The sequence below is a fragment of the Lelliottia sp. 489 genome, assembly GCF_050435885.1.
GTDB lineage: Bacteria > Pseudomonadota > Gammaproteobacteria > Enterobacterales > Enterobacteriaceae > Enterobacter > Enterobacter nimipressuralis.
This window is the reverse complement of record NZ_JBNDLC010000001.1, coordinates 1,189,109-1,206,801: the sequence shown is the minus strand read 5'-3', so window position 1 is coordinate 1,206,801 and position 17,693 is coordinate 1,189,109. Positions and strand designations below refer to the sequence as shown.

The following is a 17,693-nucleotide window of genomic DNA, read 5'->3' as shown; positions in this document are numbered from 1 at the left end:
ACACATTCAAGCCGCGCATAAGTCGCGGTGACCACACCTGACAGGAGTATGTAATGTCCAAACAACAGATCGGCGTTGTCGGTATGGCAGTGATGGGGCGCAACCTGGCGCTCAACATCGAAAGCCGTGGTTATACCGTCTCCGTTTTCAACCGTTCCCGTGAAAAAACCGAAGAAGTGATTGCCGAGAACCCTGGCAAGAAGCTGGTTCCCTTCTATACGGTGCAGGAGTTTGTTGAATCCCTGGAAACGCCGCGTCGTATCCTGTTAATGGTGAAAGCTGGCGCGGGTACTGATGCTGCTATCGACTCCCTGAAGCCTTATCTGGATAAAGGCGACATCATCATTGATGGCGGTAATACCTTCTTCCACGACACCATTCGTCGTAATCGTGAGCTTTCTGCGGAAGGTTTCAACTTCATCGGTACCGGCGTATCTGGCGGTGAAGAGGGCGCCCTGAAAGGCCCATCTATCATGCCTGGCGGTCAGAAAGAAGCGTATGAGCTGGTCGCGCCTATCCTGACTAAAATTGCCGCTGTTGCAGAAGATGGCGAACCGTGCGTGACCTATATTGGTCCAGACGGTGCGGGTCACTATGTGAAAATGGTTCACAACGGTATCGAATACGGCGACATGCAGCTGATTGCTGAAGCCTACTCGTTGCTGAAAGGCGGCCTAAATATGTCTAACGAAGAGCTGGCGCAGACTTTCACTGAGTGGAACACCGGCGAGCTGAACAGCTACCTGATCGACATCACCAAAGACATCTTCACTAAGAAAGACGAAGAGGGGAAATACCTGGTTGATGTGATTCTGGACGAAGCGGCGAACAAAGGTACCGGTAAATGGACCAGCCAGAGCTCTCTAGATCTTGGTGAGCCACTGTCTCTGATTACTGAGTCCGTGTTTGCACGTTATATCTCTTCTCTGAAAGAGCAGCGCGTTGCAGCGTCTAAAGTGCTGTCTGGCCCACAGGCTAAACCTGCCGCTGACAAAGTTGAGTTCATCGAGAAAGTTCGTCGTGCTCTGTACTTGGGCAAAATCGTCTCTTACGCACAAGGCTTCTCTCAGCTGCGTGCTGCATCTGACGAGAACAACTGGGATCTGAACTACGGTGAGATCGCCAAGATCTTCCGCGCCGGTTGCATCATCCGCGCCCAGTTCCTGCAGAAAATCACCGATGCTTACGCGGAAAACGCAGGCATTGCTAACCTGCTGCTGGCACCGTACTTCAAGAAAATTGCTGACGACTACCAGCAAGCACTGCGTGATGTTGTTGCATACGCGGTCCAGAACGGTATTCCGGTTCCGACTTTCTCAGCAGCAGTTGCGTATTACGACAGCTACCGTGCGGCGGTGTTGCCTGCGAACCTGATTCAGGCGCAGCGTGACTACTTCGGTGCACACACGTATAAGCGTACTGACAAAGAGGGTGTGTTCCACACCGAATGGCTGGATTAATCTGATTTAACTCAGTCTGATAGCAAGGCCCGGTTATCGTTACCGGGCTTTTTTATTGTTCCTTTCCCCGTGTCTCCTCGCTTTGCACAGTCTCATGCGAAAATTGCCGAATGATTGACGCTGTTATCCCGCTACGGTAGCAAGGTCTTTGCCTTGACAGTGCATAAACATAAGAGGTAAAAACCTCAACAGTTGTTTACAGCGGTGGCACTGTAGAGGCCTCCTGACACTCATACTTGAAGAAGTAGAACGAATGAAAATTACAATCTCCGGAACAGGCTATGTCGGTCTATCTAACGGTATTCTGATCGCACAAAATCATGAAGTGGTGGCGCTGGATATCGTACAGGCCAAAGTGGATATGCTTAACCAGAAGATCTCCCCGATTGCTGACAAAGAAATCGAGGAATACCTGGCTAACAAGCCGCTCAACTTCCGCGCAACAACCGATAAAGAAGACGCATACCGCGGTGCAGATTATGTGATTATCGCCACTCCAACGGATTATGATCCTAAGACCAACTACTTCAACACCTCCAGCGTAGAAGCAGTGATTAAAGATGTAGTGGCATTGAATCCTGAAGCCGTGATGATCATCAAATCGACTATCCCAGTCGGGTTCACCCAGTCAATTAAAGAGAAACTGGGCATCGATAACGTGATCTTCTCTCCAGAATTCCTGCGTGAAGGTAAGGCTCTTTACGACAATCTGTATCCATCGCGTATTGTTATTGGTGAGCGTTCTGCACGTGCCGAGCGCTTTGCGGCGCTGTTGCAGGAGGGGGCGATCAAGAAAGATATTGATGTGCTGTTCACCGACACCACTGAAGCTGAGGCTATCAAGCTTTTCGCCAATACCTACCTGGCGATGCGTGTTGCCTTCTTCAACGAGCTGGACAGCTACGCGGAAAGCCTGGGCCTGAACACCAAACAGATCATTGAAGGTGTCTGTCTGGACCCGCGCATTGGCAACCACTATAACAATCCGTCATTCGGTTACGGCGGTTACTGTCTGCCAAAAGATACCAAACAGCTGCTCGCAAACTACCAGACGGTGCCAAACAACCTGATTTCCGCGATTGTGGAAGCAAACCGTACGCGTAAAGATTTCATCTCTGACTCCATTCTGGCGCGTCAGCCGAAAGTGGTGGGGGTGTATCGTCTGATCATGAAGAGCGGGTCAGATAACTTCCGCGCATCCTCCATCCAGGGGATCATGAAGCGTATTAAGGCGAAAGGCGTGCAAGTGATTATTTATGAACCGGCGATGAAAGAAGACGAGTTCTTCCATTCACGGGTCATTCGCGATCTGGACGCATTCAAGAAAGATGCCGATGTAATTATTTCAAACCGTATGGCAGAAGAGCTGGCGGATGTGGCGGATAAAGTCTATACCCGCGATCTGTTCGGAAGTGATTAATCTTTGTTGCTAAACGCATCGAGAAAATGCCCGGCACTGCCGGGCATTGTTGTTTTTAATCCTTGTAGAAGTCACGGTACCAGTCGACGAAATTCTTCACGCCTTCTTTGACAGACGTCTGAGGTTTGAAGCCAATCACCTCGTACAGCGCTTTGGTATCCGCGCTGGTCTCCAGTACATCACCCGGCTGAATCGGCATCATATTCTTATCTGCTTCAATGCCTAACGCTTCTTCCAGCGCTGTAATGTAATCCATCAGTTCAACAGGCGAGCTATTACCGATGTTGTAGACGCGATAGGGAGCGGAGCTGGTTGCTGGCGTGCCTGCTTCAACGGTCCAGCTTTCATCCGCCTGTGGAATAACATCCTGCAGACGAATAATGGCTTCGGCAATGTCGTCAATGTAGGTGAAATCACGCTTCATCTTGCCGTAGTTGTACACATCAATGCTTTTGCCTTCAAGCATCGCTTTGGTGAACTTAAACAGCGCCATATCCGGACGGCCCCACGGCCCGTACACCGTAAAGAAGCGCAGGCCGGTGGTAGGCAAGTTATAGAGATGCGAATAGGTATGCGACATCAGCTCGTTGGCTTTTTTGGTCGCAGCGTAAAGTGATACCGGATGGTCTACCGAATCATCGGTCGAGAAGGGCATTTTACGGTTAAGGCCATAAACCGAACTCGAGGAGGCGTACAGCAGGTGCTGAACCTTATTATGGCGACAACCTTCCAGTACGTTCAGATGTCCGGTAAGGTTGGCATCAGCATACGCATGCGGGTTTTCCAGCGAGTAACGCACGCCTGCCTGAGCGGCAAGATGGATGACGCGGTCAAACTTCTCGTCGGCAAACAGGGCTGCCATGCCTTCGCGGTCGGCCAGATCGAGTTTGTGAAAGCTGAAATTCCCGGATGTCAGCAGATCCAGGCGCGCCTGCTTCAGGTTGACATCGTAGTAGTCGTTGAGATTGTCGATACCGACAACCTGATGCCCTGCGTCTAAAAGACGCTTACTGACGTGTGAGCCGATAAAACCCGCTGCACCAGTGACCAGAAATTTCATATCCATCCTCTTTAGAATCAAAACTGCTATCTGTTAAGCGTAAAACCTATGGCGCACATCATACCTCTAAGCGTGGAGTAAGCAAAACTTCACCAGTCGGCAGATTCTCATCGGATTCTTATAGAAAAATTATCAGTTCACGATAGACTAGCTAGATATTTTTTTGCGCTAATTTTACCGTTAAGGATTGTATGTCTCCGAACAGCAATTACGAGGTCATTCACCGGAATGACCCTGAGCAGATTGATTTCATAGATTTAGTCATGCAGCTTTGGCGTGGGAAGTGGATAATTGCTGCATTTGTTGCTATCGCTATTGTACTCGCTGTCGCTTATTTGACCTTTGCAAAGGAGAAATGGACCTCTACAGCGATTATCACTCAGCCCGATGCAGCGCAAATTGCCAGCTATACCACAGCTCTGAACATTCTTTACGGTGCTGCTGCGCCAACAATGTTAGATACTCAGTTACGTGTAGTGGGTCGTTTCAACTCGGCATTCGCTGCGTTAGCCCAATCTCTTGATAATCAAGAAGATCCTGAGAAGTTAACGATTGACGCGGCAGTGAAAGGTCAGACACTACCACTCAATGTCACTTACGTTGGATCTTCCGCTGAAGCTGCACAGAAACAACTATCTCAGTATATTCAACAGGTTGATGAGCAAACGGCGAAAGAACTGGAAGTCGATCTTAAAGACAACATTAAACAGCAAATTGCTACACTTAACGACTCCCTGCAAAACCAAGAGAAAGTGGCTCAGGAACAAAAAGACCTGCGTATCAAACAGATTGTGGAAGCATTGAAATTTGCTCAAGCTGCCAAAATTACAGCACCACAGATTCAACAAACTCAGGATGTGACTCAAGACACTATGTTCCTGTTGGGTAGCGAAGCGTTGAATTCAATGATTCAGCATGAATCGACCCGCCCTCTGGTCTTTTCTCAAGCCTATTATCAGACTAAACAGAACCTGTTAGATATTCAGAATCTTAATGTTGATCCTTCGACTATTCACGCCTATCGCTATGTGATGAAACCCAATCTACCTCTTTACCGTGACAGCCCGAGGAAATCTATTGCTTTAATTCTGGCCGTTCTGCTGGGCGGCATTATCGGTTCTGGCGTTGTGTTAGGGCGCAACGCGCTGCGCAACTACAAACCAAAAGCTTGATAACCAAACAAAATAAGACCGGGTTTCCCCGGTCTTTTTTTATTTATGCCGTTTTCGCAAATTCTCAATCACCGCCGTTAAATCCAGCTCCTGATCCTGCAGCAACACCAGCAGGTGATACATCAAATCTGAGGCCTCGTTGGTGAGTTCATCGCGGTCGTTTACAGTTGCGGCCAGTGCCGTTTCCACGCCTTCTTCACCCACTTTCTGGGCGATACGCTTGGTGCCGCTCGCGTAAAGTTTTGCCGTATACGAGCTTTCCGGATCGGCGGTTTTACGCGCGGCGAGCAGTTGTTCGAGCTGATACAGGAACAGCCATTGATGGCTGGCATCGCCAAAACAGCTGCTGGTGCCCAGATGGCAGGTTGGCCCGATAGGGTTTGCGAGTACCAGCAGGGTGTCGTTATCGCAGTCAGGGGTAATGCTCACCACATTGAGGAAATGACCGGAGGATTCGCCTTTGGTCCACAGACGCTGTTTAGTGCGCGAGAAAAAGGTGACTTTCCCGCTCTCAAGCGTCGTGCTCAGTGCATCCTGGTTCATATAGCCCAGCATCAGGACTTCGCCTGACACGGCGTGCTGCACAACCACCGGCAATAATCCGTCCGTTTTTTCCCAGTCCAGCTGAGCCCGTTGTTGTTCTGTTAACATACCCTAATCTCCACGCCCTGGTTAATCAGGAACGTTTTTAACTCGCCAATATTGATAATCTGCTTGTGGAACACCGACGCAGCAAGCGCGCCGTCGACATCCGCGTCGCGGAAGGTTTCCAGAAAGTGTTCCATCGTTCCAGCACCACCAGAGGCAATCATCGGCACGCGGCACACGGCACGCACTTTTTTGAGCTGCTCCAGGTCATAGCCATTACGCACGCCATCCTGGTTCATCATGTTCAGTACGATTTCACCTGCGCCGCGTTTTTGCACTTCCTGCACCCAGTCCAGCGTTTCCCATTGCGTCACGCGGGTGCGGTTTTCATCGCCCGTATATTGATTTACGTGATACTTGCCGGTTGCCGCGTCGTACCAGGTATCAATCCCCACCACGATACACTGTACGCCAAAGCGATCCGCCAGCCGGGTAATCAGCTCCGGATCTGCCAGGGCAGGGGAGTTGATGGAAATTTTGTCTGCGCCGAAGGAGAGGATCTGCGCAGCGTCTTCCGCCGATTTAATTCCACCCGCCACGCAAAATGGAATATCGATCACTTCCGCTACGCGCTCGACCCAGCTTTTATCGACCACTCGGCCATCGCTGGAGGCGGTGATATCGTAAAAGACCAGTTCGTCTGCGCCTTCATCGGCGTAGCGTTTTGCGAGAGGGACGATGTCGCCGATGATTTCGTGATTGCGGAATTGCACGCCTTTCACCACCTGGCCATCTCGCACGTCCAGACACGGGATTATCCGTTTTGCCAGCATTGAATCGCCTCCGTCACAGTAAACTTCTCTTCCAGTAAAGCGCGCCCCACGATGACGCCGCGCACGCCGGTGCCGCGCAGAGCGGCGACATCCGCTAAATCGCCAATACCGCCCGATGACTGGAAAGCCACCTGCGGATAGCGGGCGCACACTTCCTGATACAGCGAGACGTTAGAACCAGCCAGCGTCCCGTCGCGGGAGATATCCGTGCAAAGGACATGTTTCAGCCCTACGGGGAGATAAATTTCAACCAGCTCTTCCAGCGTCACGCCGGAATTTTCCTGCCAGCCGCTGACCGCTACCTGTTTGTTACCCTGCTCATCAATGCGCACATCCAGCGCCAGCACCAGCGCGTCGGGGCCAAAGCGGCGGAACCAGCCTTTAACCTGCTCCGGGTTTTTGACTGCCGTCGAGCCGACCACCACCCGCGCCACACCGGCTTCGAGCAGGGCGGCAACATCCTCTTCAGAACGCACACCACCGCCCACCTGCACGGGAACGTTAACGCCCGCGACCAGGGTTTTCAGCAGTGGAATCTGACGTTTCGCCGGGTCTTTTGCGCCCGTGAGATCGACCAGGTGCAGCACTTCTGCGCCCTGCGCCGCATAATCCTGCAAACGCGGCAGGGGATCGTTGCCGTAGTCGCGCTGCTGGCCGTAATCGCCCTGATGGAGACGGACAACGGTGCCGTCAATTAAATCTAATGCGGGAATAATCATCACATCTCCAGGAAATTTTTCAGCAACTGCGCACCCGCAGCACCCGAACGTTCCGGGTGGAACTGCACGCCAAAGAAATTATCTTTGTTGACCGCTGCCGTGAATGGCTCGCCGTAATTGCACTGGGCGATGGTGTACGGGTTCAGCGGCATGGCGTAGCTGTGCACAAAGTAGAAATAGGCCCCGTCTTCGATACCGCGAAACAGCCGGTCACCCGCTTTCGGGTAAACGCGGTTCCAGCCCATGTGCGGCAGCGGCAGGCCAAAGTCGGTCATCTTTGGCACATCTTCTTCGATGATGCCCAGCAGGTCCACGCCATTGCTCTCTTCGCTGCGACGCCCCAGGATCTGCATCCCCAGGCAAATGCCCAGCACCGGCTGGGTGCAGGCTTTAATCAGCTCGACCAGCTCACGCTCGTGGATCTGATCCATCGCCGCCTGCGCCGTTCCGACGCCCGGTAAAAAGAGTTTGTCGGCGCGCAGCACCACGTCCGGATCGCGGCTGACCACCGGATCATAGCCGTGGCGCGCGATGGCCGATTTCACCGAGTTGAGATTCGCGCAACCGGTATCCAGAATGACCACGTTCATCACAACACCCCTTTCGATGAAGGCAGCGTATCGCCCTCCACGCGGATCGCCTGGCGCAGCGTGCGGCCAAAGACTTTAAACAGGCTCTCGACGCGGTGGTGATCGTTTTTACCTTTGGTTTTCAGGTGCAGCGTCACGCCCATGGTGTAGGAGAGCGAGCGGAAGAAGTGCTCAACCATCTCGGTGCTCAGATCGCCGACGCGCTGATAGGTAAAGTCGGCTTTATATTCCAGGTGCGGACGGCCGGAGATATCCAGCGCGCAGCGGGCCAGACATTCGTCCATCGGCAGCACAAAACCAAAACGGTTAATGCCGCGCTTATCGCCGAGCGCCAGCTTCAGGGCTTCGCCCAATGCCAGGCCGGTATCTTCAACGGTGTGGTGATCGTCGATATACAGATCGCCCTTCACGTTGATCTCCATGCGGAATCCGCCATGGGTCGAAATCTGATCCAGCATGTGATCGAAGAAACCGACGCCGGTGTGAATTTTGCTGCCGCCTTCGCGGTCCAGCCACACTTTTACGTCAATCTGCGTCTCTTTCGTGTTGCGCTCGACGTGGGAGTAACGGTCACGCTTGGTGAGCTGATCGCCAATCGTCGCCCAGTTCAGCTCATTGTGGTTAAAACGCAGCCCCTGAATGCCCATGTTTTCGGCAAGCTGGATATCGGTTGCGCGATCGCCAATCACATAGCTATTCGCTTTATCCAGCACGCCTTCGGCAAGATAGCGCTCAACCAGCTTCACTTTCGGTTTGCGGCAGTCGCAATTATCCGCTGGCAGGTGCGGGCAGATCAGCACGTCATCGAAGGTAATACCCTGCGAGGTGAGGATCTGCATCATCAGGTTGTGCGGGCCATCGAAATCGGCCTGCGGGAAGCTGTCGGTGCCCAGTCCGTCCTGGTTGGTGATCATCACCAGCTTATAGCCCGCTTTTTGCAGCTTAAGCAGAACCGGGATCACGTCAGCTTCAAAAGCCAGTTTGTCGAATCGATCGACCTGATAATCACTTGGTGGCTCAGCAATAATAGTGCCGTCGCGATCGATAAAAAGGGTCTTCTGGCTCATACTTTCTCCGCTTTCAGGGCGTCAATCACGCGCTGACTCTCTTCCCGGGTGCCCACGGTAATGCGCAGACAGCCGCTCAGGGAAGGTTGTTTGTTTTGGTCTCGTAAGATAATGCCCTGATCCCACAAAGATTTAAATATGGCGCTGGAGGCAGTGAAGCGCACCAGGATGTAATTGGTTTCCGAGTCAAAAACCTGCTCCACGCAGGGCAGCGTTTTCAGGGCAGAGACGAGATACTGACGCTCCACCAGAATCTGCGCTACGCGCTCACGCATGGCGTTGATGCCCTGGGGTGCCAGCGCCTGCGCGGCGATATCGGCGACCGGCGTTGACAGCGGGTAAGGGGCGATCACTTTCATCAGCAGATCGATGACCTCTTTATTGGCCAGCGTAAATCCGCAGCGCAGACCGGCCAGTGCGAAGGCTTTCGACAGCGTACGCAGCACCACCAGATTTGGATACTCTTCCAGCCAGCCCGCCAGCGTCGCCTGAGGACAAAATTCGATATAGGCCTCATCGGCAACAACCAGCGCTTTGCCGCGCGTCATCTCAAGCAGGGTGCGGATATCCTGCGGTTTAATGAGTTGGCCGGTTGGGTTATTTGGGCTGCAGACGAAAATCACTTTCACGCCGTCAAGATTCTCGGCGATGGTCGGGAGATCAAGCTGCCAGTCATCCAGCGCCAGCACGTTGCGACACGCCACGCCAAACGTTTCGGCGCTAACGCTGTACATGCCGTAAGTCGGCTGGCAATAGAGCACCGCGTCTTTGCCCGGCTCGCAGAAGGCGCGGATCAGCAGTTCGATACCTTCATCAGCCCCACGGCTGACCAGCACCTGCTCCGGCTTCACGCCCGCGTACTGGGCGTAATTCTCAATCACCGCCTTTGGCTGGCACTCCGGATAACGGTTCAGCGTCTGCTGGGAAAGCTCGAACGCGACTGCCGTCGGGAATTCATTGGCATTCAGCCAGACATCACCATTCCCCCCCAGGCGACGAGCAGATTGATAGGGTGTCAGTCGACGAACGTTTTCGCGGGCTAATTCTTCAATGCTCATGCTTGCTCCTTCAGGGCGGCAACGCGCAGCGTCACGGCGTTTTTGTGGGCGGTCAGGCGCTCGGCGGCAGCCAGCGTTTCAATCGTGGAGGCGAGGGCGGCAAAACCTTCACGGGACAACTCCTGCACGGTCATGCGTTTCTGGAAATCAGCCAGCCCCAGGCTTGAACAGGTCGCGGTGTAGCCGTAGGTTGGCAGCACGTGGTTAGTGCCAGAGGCGTAATCGCCTGCGGATTCAGGCGACCAGTCACCGAGGAACACGGAACCGGCGCTGGTGATGCCATCGACCAGAGAACGGGCGTCGCGGGTTTGAATGATCAGGTGCTCCGGGCCGTACTGGTTAGAGATGGCGATGCACTGCTCGAGCGAGTTCGCCACGATCAGGCGGCTGGCGGAGAGCGCCTGACGCGCCGTGTCGGCACGCGGCAGCTCTGCCAGTTGGCGTTCAACCGCTTCGCCCACGCGCTGTGCCATGTCGGCGTCCTGCGTCAGCAAAATCACCTGGGAATCGGGACCGTGTTCGGCCTGAGAGAGCAGGTCTGAGGCCACAAAGTCCGGCGTCGCGCCGCTGTCGGCAATCACCAGCACTTCCGACGGGCCTGCAGGCATGTCAATCGCCGCACCGTCCAGACGCTGGCTGACCTGGCGTTTGGCTTCAGTGACGTAGGCATTCCCCGGCCCAAAAATCTTATCGACTTTCGGCACGGATTCGGTGCCAAACGCGAGGGCGGAGATGGCCTGCGCACCGCCTACTTTAAAGACGTCCTGCACGCCGCACAGTTTTGCCGCGTAGAGGATCTCATCGGCAATCGGCGGCGGCGAGCAGAGCACCACTTTCTGACAACCAGCGATACGCGCCGGCGTGGCGAGCATCAAGACGGTGGAAAACAGTGGGGCGGAGCCACCGGGAATGTAGAGTCCGACGGAGGCCACCGGGCGCGTCACCTGCTGGCAGCGCACGCCGGGCAGGGTTTCGACGTCCACCACCTGCAGTTTCTGCGCGGTGTGGAAGGTGTCGATGTTTTTGACCGCCACGGCCATCGCCTGCTTGATGTCATCGCCAAGACGGTTGCAGGCGTCATCAATTTCTTGCGCCGTCACTTTCAGCGCACCGACGTCGGTTTTGTCAAACCTTGCGCTGTATTCGCGCAGTGCGTCGTCGCCGCGGGCTTTCACGTTATCCAGGATTTCCGCCACGGTGCGGGTGATGCTGTCCGAAGCCGAAATGGCCGGGCGCGTCAGCAGTTCACGCTGTTGTTCAGTGCTGCAGGTATTCCAGTCGATGATTGTATTAAAGCTCATATCACTTTCCTTTTGCCGGATGCGCGAACGCTGACCGGGCACTGTTCGCGGAATTATTCCATCATCTTCTCAATCGGCAGCACCAGAATGGAGCTGGCACCCAGGGCTTTCAGTTTTTCCATGGTTTCCCAGAACAGGGTTTCGCTGCTGACCATATGCATCGCTACGCGCTGCTGATCGCCCGCCAGCGGCAGAATGGTTGGGCGTTCCGCGCCTGGCAACAGAGCAATTACTTCATCCAGACGTTCGGTTGGCGCATGCATCATGATGTATTTCGATTCGCGGGCCTGAATCACACCCTGAATACGGGTCAGCAGGCGGTCAATCAGCTGCTGCTTGGCATCCGGCATGTCGCCATCGCGCTGGATCAGGCAGGCTTTCGAGCGGTAAATCACTTCCACTTCGCGCAGGCCGTTTGCTTCGAGGGTCGCGCCGGTAGAGACCAGGTCGCAAATGGCGTCCGCCAGTCCGGCGCGTGGGGCCACTTCGACGGAACCGTTTAACAGACAGGATTTAAACTGCACGCCTTTCTGATCGAGGTAGCGTTTCAGCAGGTGAGGGTAAGAGGTGGCAATGCGCTTGCCGTTCAGCCCAGCCGGGCCGTCCCAGGCCTCATCCACTGCGGTGGCGAGGGAGAGACGGCAACCGCCAAAGTCCAGACGACGCAGGGTGAAATAGCGCGGGTCTTCGCCCTGCGCGCGGCGGGTCAGCAGCTCTTCTTCCAGCACGTTTTCGCCGATGATGCCAAGATCAACCACGCCGTCCATCACCAGGCCCGGAATATCGTCATCGCGAACGCGCAGGATATCGATCGGCATATTTTCAGCGAGGGCAATCAGGCGCTGCGTGTGCAGGTTAATTTTGATCCCGCAGCGGGAGAGTAATTCGCGTGAATCGTCGCTCAGGCGGCCTGATTTTTGAATAGCTATGCGTAAACGTGAGTTATCTAACATTCTGTTGTCCTTATTACCCTGTCTGGATACGGTCCAAAAAAAAGCCCCCGGAAGATGATCTTCCGGGGGCTCTCTCTTGCGTTCTCGCACCACTGGAAGATCTGAATGTCTTCCAGCACACATCGCCTGAAAGACTAGTCAGGATGATGGTGATGATGGTGGTTTTTAAAAGGAACGCGTGTCATATAAATTCTCTATGAATGCTTATGCATCTGATGTCTTTTAACCTAAACCACATTCACGGTGTAAAGCAAGGGCTTTTTTTAATCATTAATTCATTTCATATTGATGCTATGAATTGTCAGTTCCTCAGCGCTGGCGTAGCCTTAAGTCAGACGCGTGCAAGCCAGGAGAAAACGCATGAAAAAGGTCGCAATTGTCGGTTTAGGATGGTTAGGCATGCCGCTGGCGATGTCGTTAACGGCGCGAGGCTGGCAGGTGACCGGCAGCAAAACCACGGTGGACGGCGTTGAGGCCGCGCGAATGTGCGGCATTGAGGGCGTCGAGTTACGCCTGGAACCGGAGCTGGTGTGCGATACGGACGATCTCGACAGCTTGATGAATGTGGATGCGCTGGTGATCACGCTGCCCGCACGCCGCAGCGGGCCGGGCGAGGAGTTTTATCATCAGGCCGTGCAGGAGATTGTCGACAGCGCCCTGGCGCATCACATTCCGCGCATTATTTTCACCAGCTCAACGTCGGTGTACGGCGATGTGGAATGCACGGTGAAAGAGAGTACTGAGCGCAAGCCCGTCACCGCCAGTGGGCGCGTGCTGAAAGAGCTGGAAGACTGGCTGCACAATTTACCGGGTACCCAGGTGGACATTTTACGCCTCGCCGGTTTAGTCGGGCCAGAACGTCATCCGGGGCGCTTCTTTGCCGGGAAAACGGCACCGAACGGGCAACATGGCGTCAATCTTGTTCATCTTGAAGACGTGATCGGCGCAATTACGCTCCTGTTACAGGCCCCGAAGGGCGGTCACATCTATAATATATGTGCGCCCTCTCATCCGGCGCGAAGTCAGTTTTATCCCGTGATGGCCCGACAGCTTGGGCTTGAGCCGCCGCAATTTCGCGACGCATCTGGGGAAGGGCAAGGCAAAGTGATTGATGGCAATCGTATTTGTCGTGAACTGGGATTTGAGTATCAATATCCCGATCCGCTGGTGATGCCAATGGAATAACCCTGCCAGCGGGTTTGATCGCACACCGTTTTGGGGGCGACATGAAACCGCTGCTGGATGTTCTCATTATCCTCGATGCACTCGAAAAAGAGGGGAGCTTTGCTGCCGCGTCAGCGAAGCTCTTCAAAACTCCCTCGGCGTTAAGCTACACCGTCCACAAGCTCGAAAGTGACCTCAATATTCAGCTGCTCGATCGCAGCGGTCACCGCGCGCGTTTCACCCGAACAGGGCAGATGCTGCTCGAGAAGGGGCGCGAGGTGCTTCACACGGTGCGCGAGCTGGAAAAACAGGCGATCAAGCTTCATCAGGGCTGGGAGAACGAGCTTATCATCGGCGTGGATGATACGTTTCCCTTCTCGTTACTCTCTCCGCTGATCGAAGCGTTTTATCAGCGTCACAGCGTCACCCGACTCAAATTTATCAACGGCGTGCTGGGCGGCTCCTGGGAGGCACTCACTCAGGGGAGGGCGGATATCATCGTCGGTGCCTTGCGCGATCCACCCCAGTCGAGCGATTTTGGGTTTGCGCGTATCGGTACCCTTGAACAGGTTTTCGTGGTCGCTCCGCATCATCCTCTTGCTCAGGAGCCGGAGCCGATTCCGCGACGCGTCATTAAAGGCTGTCGCGCAATCGTCGTCGGCGACAGCTCGCTGCCCGAATGCGCCGCCTCTTCGCAACTGCTCGACGATCAGGAAGCAATTACCGTTTTCGACTTTAAAACCAAGCTGGAGCTGCAAATCAGCGGCCTGGGCTGCGGGTATTTACCGCGTTATCTCGCTCAGCGATTCATTGAAAGTGGAGCGCTGGTTGAGAAGCAAGTGCTGGCGCAAACCAACAGCGAATCGGTGTGGGTGGGGTGGAATGAACAGACGGCTGGGCTTGCCAGCGCATGGTGGCGGGATGAGATTTTAGCAAATAGTGCTATCGCTGCCGTTTACACTTTACCTGAGGGCGGAATATCAACCGCTTAGTAAAAAGAAAATCGCGAAGGGGTTCTGAATCTATTGCCTTTTATGCCAAAGATGGGGCAAAATGCGCCGCTGCAAAAAAATGAGATTAACCGACGATATAAAAGGCGTCGGTTATTTTTTTTGCATGTAACAAACGCCATTTAAAAACAAAGAGGCCGGGCTTCGTACCGGATAGATACTTACTAAAATCCGACAGTTGTTGTCGCTGAGGAATCCAGAAAATGGGGCAATCTTTTGCTTACGTGGCGGTTTTCACCGTAAAGGAGAATAACCATGTCGCATAACGCTACTCCAAAAACCTCTCGCGTGGAATTACGTAAAACACTTACGTTGATTCCGGTTGTCATGATGGGCCTCGCCTATATGCAGCCGATGACGCTGTTCGATACGTTTGGTATCGTTTCAGGCCTCACTGACGGTCACGTTGCAACGGCTTACGCCTTTGCGCTGGTCGCTATTCTCTTTACTGCGTTGAGCTACGGCAAACTGGTTCGCCGTTTCCCGTCCGCTGGCTCTGCGTACACCTATGCTCAGAAATCCATTAGCCCGGCTGTTGGCTTTATGGTGGGCTGGTCATCTCTGCTGGACTACCTGTTCATGCCGATGATCAACATTCTGCTGGCAAAAATTTACTTTGAAGCGCTGGTGCCTTCCGTACCGTCGTGGATCTTCGTTGTCGCGCTGGTAGCCTTTATGACAATCTCTAACCTGCGCAGCATCAAGACCGTGGCTAACTTCAATACCCTGATTGTTATTCTGCAGATGGGCATCGTGGCGGTTATCGTCGGCATGATCATCTACGGTGTGGCACACGGTGAAGGCGCAGGTACGCTGACCAGCACCCGTCCGTTCTGGTCTGAAGGCGCACACGTGGTGCCGATGATTACTGGCGCGACAATTCTGTGCTTCTCGTTCCTCGGCTTTGACGGCATCTCTTCTCTGTCTGAAGAGACCAAAGACGCAGAGCGTGTCATTCCGCGCGCGATTCTGCTGACTGCGCTGCTGGGCGGCATGGTGTTTATCGGTGCCTCTTACTTCCTGCAGCTGTACTTCCCGGATATCTCTCGCTTTAAAGATCCGGATGCGTCTCAGCCTGAAATCATGTTGTACGTGGCGGGTAAAACCTTCCAGTGGGGCGTGCTGATCTTCTCAAGCGTCACCGTACTGGCCTCCGGCATGGCCGCTCACGCAGGCGTTTCTCGTCTGATGTACGTGATGGGGCGCGACGGCGTGTTCCCGACTCGCTTCTTCGGCTACATTCATCCGAAATGGCGTACCCCGGCATGGAACGTGCTGCTGGTAGGCGCTATCGCGCTGCTGGCGATTAAATTTGACCTGGTAACCGCAACGGCGCTGATTAACTTCGGTGCGCTGGTGGCCTTTACCTTTGTTAACCTCTCCGTGATCTCTCAGTTCTGGATCCGTGAGAAGCGCAACAAAACGCTGAAAGACCACTTCAACTACCTGTTCTTGCCGATGTGTGGTGCGATGACGGTGGGTGCGCTGTGGATTAACCTGGAAGAAAGCTCAATGATTCTGGGCCTGATCTGGGGTGGTATCGGTCTGGTGTACCTGGCTTGCGTGACCAAAAGCTTCCGCAACCCGGTTCCACAGTACGAAGATATCGCCTGATCCTGAGCGATGACGAAAAAAACCGGAGCACATGTCTCCGGTTTTTTTATGCCTGAAACCCTCAGACAATCTCCTGCGCGTACTGGTACAGCGCTTTAAGCAGCGCCTGTTTCTCCGCGTTCCCTTCATACTGCGTATACAGCATTTCCAGCTCCTCGGCGTACTGCTGCAAAAACTCCGGCGTAAAGACGTTACGACGGTGCTGCAACCAGCGCTCCTGCTCGGCTTCATCGAGGGTGCCAGGGAAGTTACGTGCCCGATAGTTAAACATCAGCTTCTCGATACGCTTATCGGCAAAGGTGATATCCAGCGCCGGTAAATTTTGTGGATCTGTCTGCAATACGATATTCATGGCAGCGCGGTCGGCATCGCTGAAAAAACCGTTATAGAGCTGCGCATCGACGTTATCCGACGGCACAAAAGGCTCGGCTTCAGCAAAGATCGCCACGACTTTTTCACGCACCTGCGGGTTGTCGCGCAGCACTTTCAGGTTATCGAGGCAACGCTGGCGGTTCACACCCAGCCTGTCGGCATCTTCCGGGCGCAGCGTATTCGCCTGCGCCAGCACCGGGCATTTGTTGATATGCACCAGCTTAACCGGAACGGCGGCGTTATCGCCCAGCTCACTCTTCGGCGTATATAAACGTTCGCGCAGGGCGTCGCTGTCCAGTTCAAGCAGAGGTGAAATATCGCCCGCCAGATCGACCATAATCACCGCATTGCGATTATCAGGGTGCCACGCCAGCGGCGCGACCCAACTGGTATTTCCACGCCATGCGCCGAACATGCCAGAGATATGCACCAGCGGTTTCATCTGCGGGACGTCAATCAGGGTCATCAGTTTCTGCTTGCTGCGATGGCTGAGCAAATAGTCGAACAGTTTAGGTTGCGCGGTTTTCACCAGCTTCGCCATGGCGATGGTGGCGTACACATCGGCCATTGCATCGTGCGCATTGCTGTGCTCAATGCCGTTGGCACGGGTCAGATGCTCAAGACGGAAGCTGGGTAACCCGTCGTCATTCTCAGGCCAGTTGATCCCCTCAGGGCGCAAAGCGTAGCAGGCACGCATCACGTCCAGCAGGTCCCAGCGCGAATTGCGGTTCTGCCAGCTCCAGGCGTACGGGTCGTAGAAATTGCGGTAGAGGATATTGCGCGTAACTTCATCATCGAAACGGATGTTGTTATAGCCCACCACGCAGGTATTCGGCACGGTAAACAGGTCATGAACGCGACGGGCAAACTCGGCTTCGTTCACGCCTTTCTCACGCGCTTCCTGTGGCGTAATGCCGGTCACCATCACGGCGCCGGGCTGGGGCAGGTAGTCATCGGCAGGCTTACAGTAAAAAACGTCCGGCTCGCCAATGATGTTGAAATCAGCGTCGGTGCGGATCGCCGCGAACTGCGAAGGCCTGTCCAGCGACGGGCTGGTGCCAAAGGTTTCGTAATCGTGAAAGAGAAATGTGGGAAGCGCGGCGGAATCAGACACCAGTAATACCATCCTGTTAAAAAGTGACACTGCTATGGTAAACGATCGGCGGCGACACGCCGAATAAAAAGCGTTTTTCAGCCCCAGAAATGCGCGCGGCCTTCCGCTAAATCTCTGCGTTACGTCACATTTTTTTGCAATTTAAACAGGTAATGGAGCGAGAACTTCCGTAAAAAGGGCAACGATTTTAAATGACCT

18 protein-coding genes and 1 other annotated feature are annotated in these 17,693 nt (G+C 54.1%); of the genes, 7 read left to right on the top strand and 11 right to left on the bottom strand.

Features of this window, described 5'->3' with window-relative positions:
• The first annotated feature begins 53 nt into the window (after positions 1-53).
• Together gndA and ugd are read left to right on the top strand one after the other, a co-directional pair.
• A complete protein-coding gene (gene gndA, locus ABIE11_RS06030) occupies positions 54-1,460 on the top strand; it encodes an NADP-dependent phosphogluconate dehydrogenase (RefSeq protein WP_429184127.1) in 1,407 nt (468 codons plus the stop codon).
• Positions 1,461-1,713: 253 nt separating this feature from the next.
• Positions 1,714-2,880, top strand: a complete 1,167-nt coding sequence (gene ugd / locus ABIE11_RS06025; protein WP_102104071.1) for a UDP-glucose 6-dehydrogenase — start codon at positions 1,714-1,716, stop codon at positions 2,878-2,880.
• Positions 2,881-2,935: 55 nt separating this feature from the next.
• On the opposite strand, the gene ABIE11_RS06020 is transcribed toward ugd, so the two are convergent.
• Complete coding sequence (locus ABIE11_RS06020) at positions 2,936-3,940, bottom strand: NAD-dependent epimerase (protein WP_429184126.1); 1,005 nt, start codon at positions 3,938-3,940, stop codon at positions 2,936-2,938.
• A 191-nt stretch (positions 3,941-4,131) separates the two neighbouring features.
• On the opposite strand from ABIE11_RS06020, the gene wzzB reads away from it, so the two are divergent.
• On the top strand, positions 4,132-5,112 hold the full coding sequence (gene wzzB / locus ABIE11_RS06015; protein WP_123427465.1) for an LPS O-antigen chain length determinant protein WzzB: 981 nt from the start codon (positions 4,132-4,134) through the stop codon (positions 5,110-5,112).
• Between the two features lie 39 nt (positions 5,113-5,151).
• On the opposite strand, the gene hisIE is transcribed toward wzzB, so the two are convergent.
• The 9 genes from hisIE to hisL all read right to left on the bottom strand — a co-directional run bounded on the left by hisIE (position 5,152) and on the right by hisL (position 12,406).
• Positions 5,152-5,763 carry a bifunctional phosphoribosyl-AMP cyclohydrolase/phosphoribosyl-ATP diphosphatase HisIE gene (hisIE, locus tag ABIE11_RS06010; RefSeq protein ID WP_129035961.1) on the bottom strand — a complete coding sequence of 204 codons (612 nt, stop codon included), beginning with the start codon at positions 5,761-5,763 and terminating at the stop codon, positions 5,152-5,154.
• Entirely contained in the window at positions 5,757-6,533 is a 777-nt protein-coding gene (gene hisF, locus ABIE11_RS06005) for an imidazole glycerol phosphate synthase subunit HisF (protein ID WP_429184125.1), read from the bottom strand. The genes hisIE and hisF overlap by 7 nt, the downstream gene beginning before the upstream one ends.
• Entirely contained in the window at positions 6,515-7,252 is a 738-nt protein-coding gene (gene hisA / locus ABIE11_RS06000; RefSeq protein ID WP_129035959.1) for a 1-(5-phosphoribosyl)-5-[(5-phosphoribosylamino)methylideneamino]imidazole-4-carboxamide isomerase, read from the bottom strand. The genes hisF and hisA overlap by 19 nt, the downstream gene beginning before the upstream one ends.
• Complete coding sequence (hisH, locus tag ABIE11_RS05995; protein WP_107703291.1) at positions 7,252-7,842, bottom strand: imidazole glycerol phosphate synthase subunit HisH; 591 nt, start codon at positions 7,840-7,842, stop codon at positions 7,252-7,254. Before hisH ends, hisA begins: the two co-directional genes overlap by 1 nt.
• On the bottom strand, positions 7,842-8,909 hold the full coding sequence (gene hisB, locus ABIE11_RS05990; protein WP_429184124.1) for a bifunctional histidinol-phosphatase/imidazoleglycerol-phosphate dehydratase HisB: 1,068 nt from the start codon (positions 8,907-8,909) through the stop codon (positions 7,842-7,844). The genes hisH and hisB overlap by 1 nt, the downstream gene beginning before the upstream one ends.
• Positions 8,906-9,967, bottom strand: a complete 1,062-nt coding sequence (gene hisC / locus ABIE11_RS05985) for a histidinol-phosphate transaminase (protein WP_429184123.1) — start codon at positions 9,965-9,967, stop codon at positions 8,906-8,908. The genes hisB and hisC overlap by 4 nt, the downstream gene beginning before the upstream one ends.
• Positions 9,964-11,268, bottom strand: a complete 1,305-nt coding sequence (gene hisD, locus ABIE11_RS05980; protein WP_429184122.1) for a histidinol dehydrogenase — start codon at positions 11,266-11,268, stop codon at positions 9,964-9,966. Before hisD ends, hisC begins: the two co-directional genes overlap by 4 nt.
• 53 nt (positions 11,269-11,321) lie before the next feature.
• On the bottom strand, positions 11,322-12,221 hold the full coding sequence (hisG, locus tag ABIE11_RS05975; RefSeq protein WP_100779649.1) for an ATP phosphoribosyltransferase: 900 nt from the start codon (positions 12,219-12,221) through the stop codon (positions 11,322-11,324).
• Between the two features lie 35 nt (positions 12,222-12,256).
• Positions 12,257-12,380: a sequence feature (His leader region), on the bottom strand.
• On the bottom strand, positions 12,356-12,406 hold the full coding sequence (gene hisL / locus ABIE11_RS05970; RefSeq protein ID WP_099516347.1) for a his operon leader peptide: 51 nt from the start codon (positions 12,404-12,406) through the stop codon (positions 12,356-12,358). It overlaps the preceding feature by 25 nt.
• A gap of 175 nt (positions 12,407-12,581) precedes the next feature.
• Here hisL and ABIE11_RS05965 point away from each other — a divergent pair, with 175 nt between their 5' ends.
• The 4 genes from ABIE11_RS05965 (at position 12,582) to ABIE11_RS05950 (ending at position 16,009) form a co-directional block, all read left to right on the top strand.
• The gene (locus ABIE11_RS05965) at positions 12,582-13,406 is read left to right on the top strand and encodes an SDR family oxidoreductase (protein WP_429184121.1); all 825 of its coding nucleotides are present in this window, start codon (positions 12,582-12,584) and stop codon (positions 13,404-13,406) included.
• Positions 13,407-13,447: 41 nt separating this feature from the next.
• Positions 13,448-14,377 carry a LysR substrate-binding domain-containing protein gene (locus tag ABIE11_RS05960; protein ID WP_100780849.1) on the top strand — a complete coding sequence of 310 codons (930 nt, stop codon included), beginning with the start codon at positions 13,448-13,450 and terminating at the stop codon, positions 14,375-14,377.
• A 221-nt stretch (positions 14,378-14,598) separates the two neighbouring features.
• The gene (yoeI, locus tag ABIE11_RS05955) at positions 14,599-14,661 is read left to right on the top strand and encodes a membrane protein YoeI (RefSeq protein ID WP_100780850.1); all 63 of its coding nucleotides are present in this window, start codon (positions 14,599-14,601) and stop codon (positions 14,659-14,661) included.
• Positions 14,651-16,009 (top strand): APC family permease, encoded by a 1,359-nt coding sequence (locus tag ABIE11_RS05950; RefSeq protein ID WP_181826542.1) that lies wholly within the window; start codon positions 14,651-14,653, stop codon positions 16,007-16,009. The genes yoeI and ABIE11_RS05950 overlap by 11 nt, the downstream gene beginning before the upstream one ends.
• A 61-nt stretch (positions 16,010-16,070) precedes the next feature.
• Here the strand turns inward: ABIE11_RS05950 and sbcB are convergent, their stop codons facing one another.
• Positions 16,071-17,507, bottom strand: a complete 1,437-nt coding sequence (gene sbcB, locus ABIE11_RS05945; RefSeq protein WP_429184276.1) for an exodeoxyribonuclease I — start codon at positions 17,505-17,507, stop codon at positions 16,071-16,073.
• Positions 17,508-17,693: the final 186 nt, after the last annotated feature.

Bases quoted from the DNA above. Each gene is read 5' to 3' on its own strand.
- gndA (WP_429184127.1), top strand. From the start codon at position 54: ATGTCCAAACAACAGATCGGCGTTGTCGGTATGGCAGTGATGGGGCGC.
- ugd (WP_102104071.1), top strand. From the start codon at position 1,714: ATGAAAATTACAATCTCCGGAACAGGCTATGTCGGTCTATCTAACGGT.
- ABIE11_RS06020 (WP_429184126.1), bottom strand. From the start codon at position 3,940: ATGAAATTTCTGGTCACTGGTGCAGCGGGTTTTATCGGCTCACACGTC.
- wzzB (WP_123427465.1), top strand. From the start codon at position 4,132: ATGTCTCCGAACAGCAATTACGAGGTCATTCACCGGAATGACCCTGAG.
- hisIE (WP_129035961.1), bottom strand. From the start codon at position 5,763: ATGTTAACAGAACAACAACGGGCTCAGCTGGACTGGGAAAAAACGGAC.
- hisF (WP_429184125.1), bottom strand. From the start codon at position 6,533: ATGCTGGCAAAACGGATAATCCCGTGTCTGGACGTGCGAGATGGCCAG.
- hisA (WP_129035959.1), bottom strand. From the start codon at position 7,252: ATGATTATTCCCGCATTAGATTTAATTGACGGCACCGTTGTCCGTCTC.
- hisH (WP_107703291.1), bottom strand. From the start codon at position 7,842: ATGAACGTGGTCATTCTGGATACCGGTTGCGCGAATCTCAACTCGGTG.
- hisB (WP_429184124.1), bottom strand. From the start codon at position 8,909: ATGAGCCAGAAGACCCTTTTTATCGATCGCGACGGCACTATTATTGCT.
- hisC (WP_429184123.1), bottom strand. From the start codon at position 9,967: ATGAGCATTGAAGAATTAGCCCGCGAAAACGTTCGTCGACTGACACCC.
- hisD (WP_429184122.1), bottom strand. From the start codon at position 11,268: ATGAGCTTTAATACAATCATCGACTGGAATACCTGCAGCACTGAACAA.
- hisG (WP_100779649.1), bottom strand. From the start codon at position 12,221: ATGTTAGATAACTCACGTTTACGCATAGCTATTCAAAAATCAGGCCGC.
- ABIE11_RS05965 (WP_429184121.1), top strand. From the start codon at position 12,582: ATGAAAAAGGTCGCAATTGTCGGTTTAGGATGGTTAGGCATGCCGCTG.
- ABIE11_RS05960 (WP_100780849.1), top strand. From the start codon at position 13,448: ATGAAACCGCTGCTGGATGTTCTCATTATCCTCGATGCACTCGAAAAA.
- ABIE11_RS05950 (WP_181826542.1), top strand. From the start codon at position 14,651: ATGTCGCATAACGCTACTCCAAAAACCTCTCGCGTGGAATTACGTAAA.
- sbcB (WP_429184276.1), bottom strand. From the start codon at position 17,507: ATGGTATTACTGGTGTCTGATTCCGCCGCGCTTCCCACATTTCTCTTT.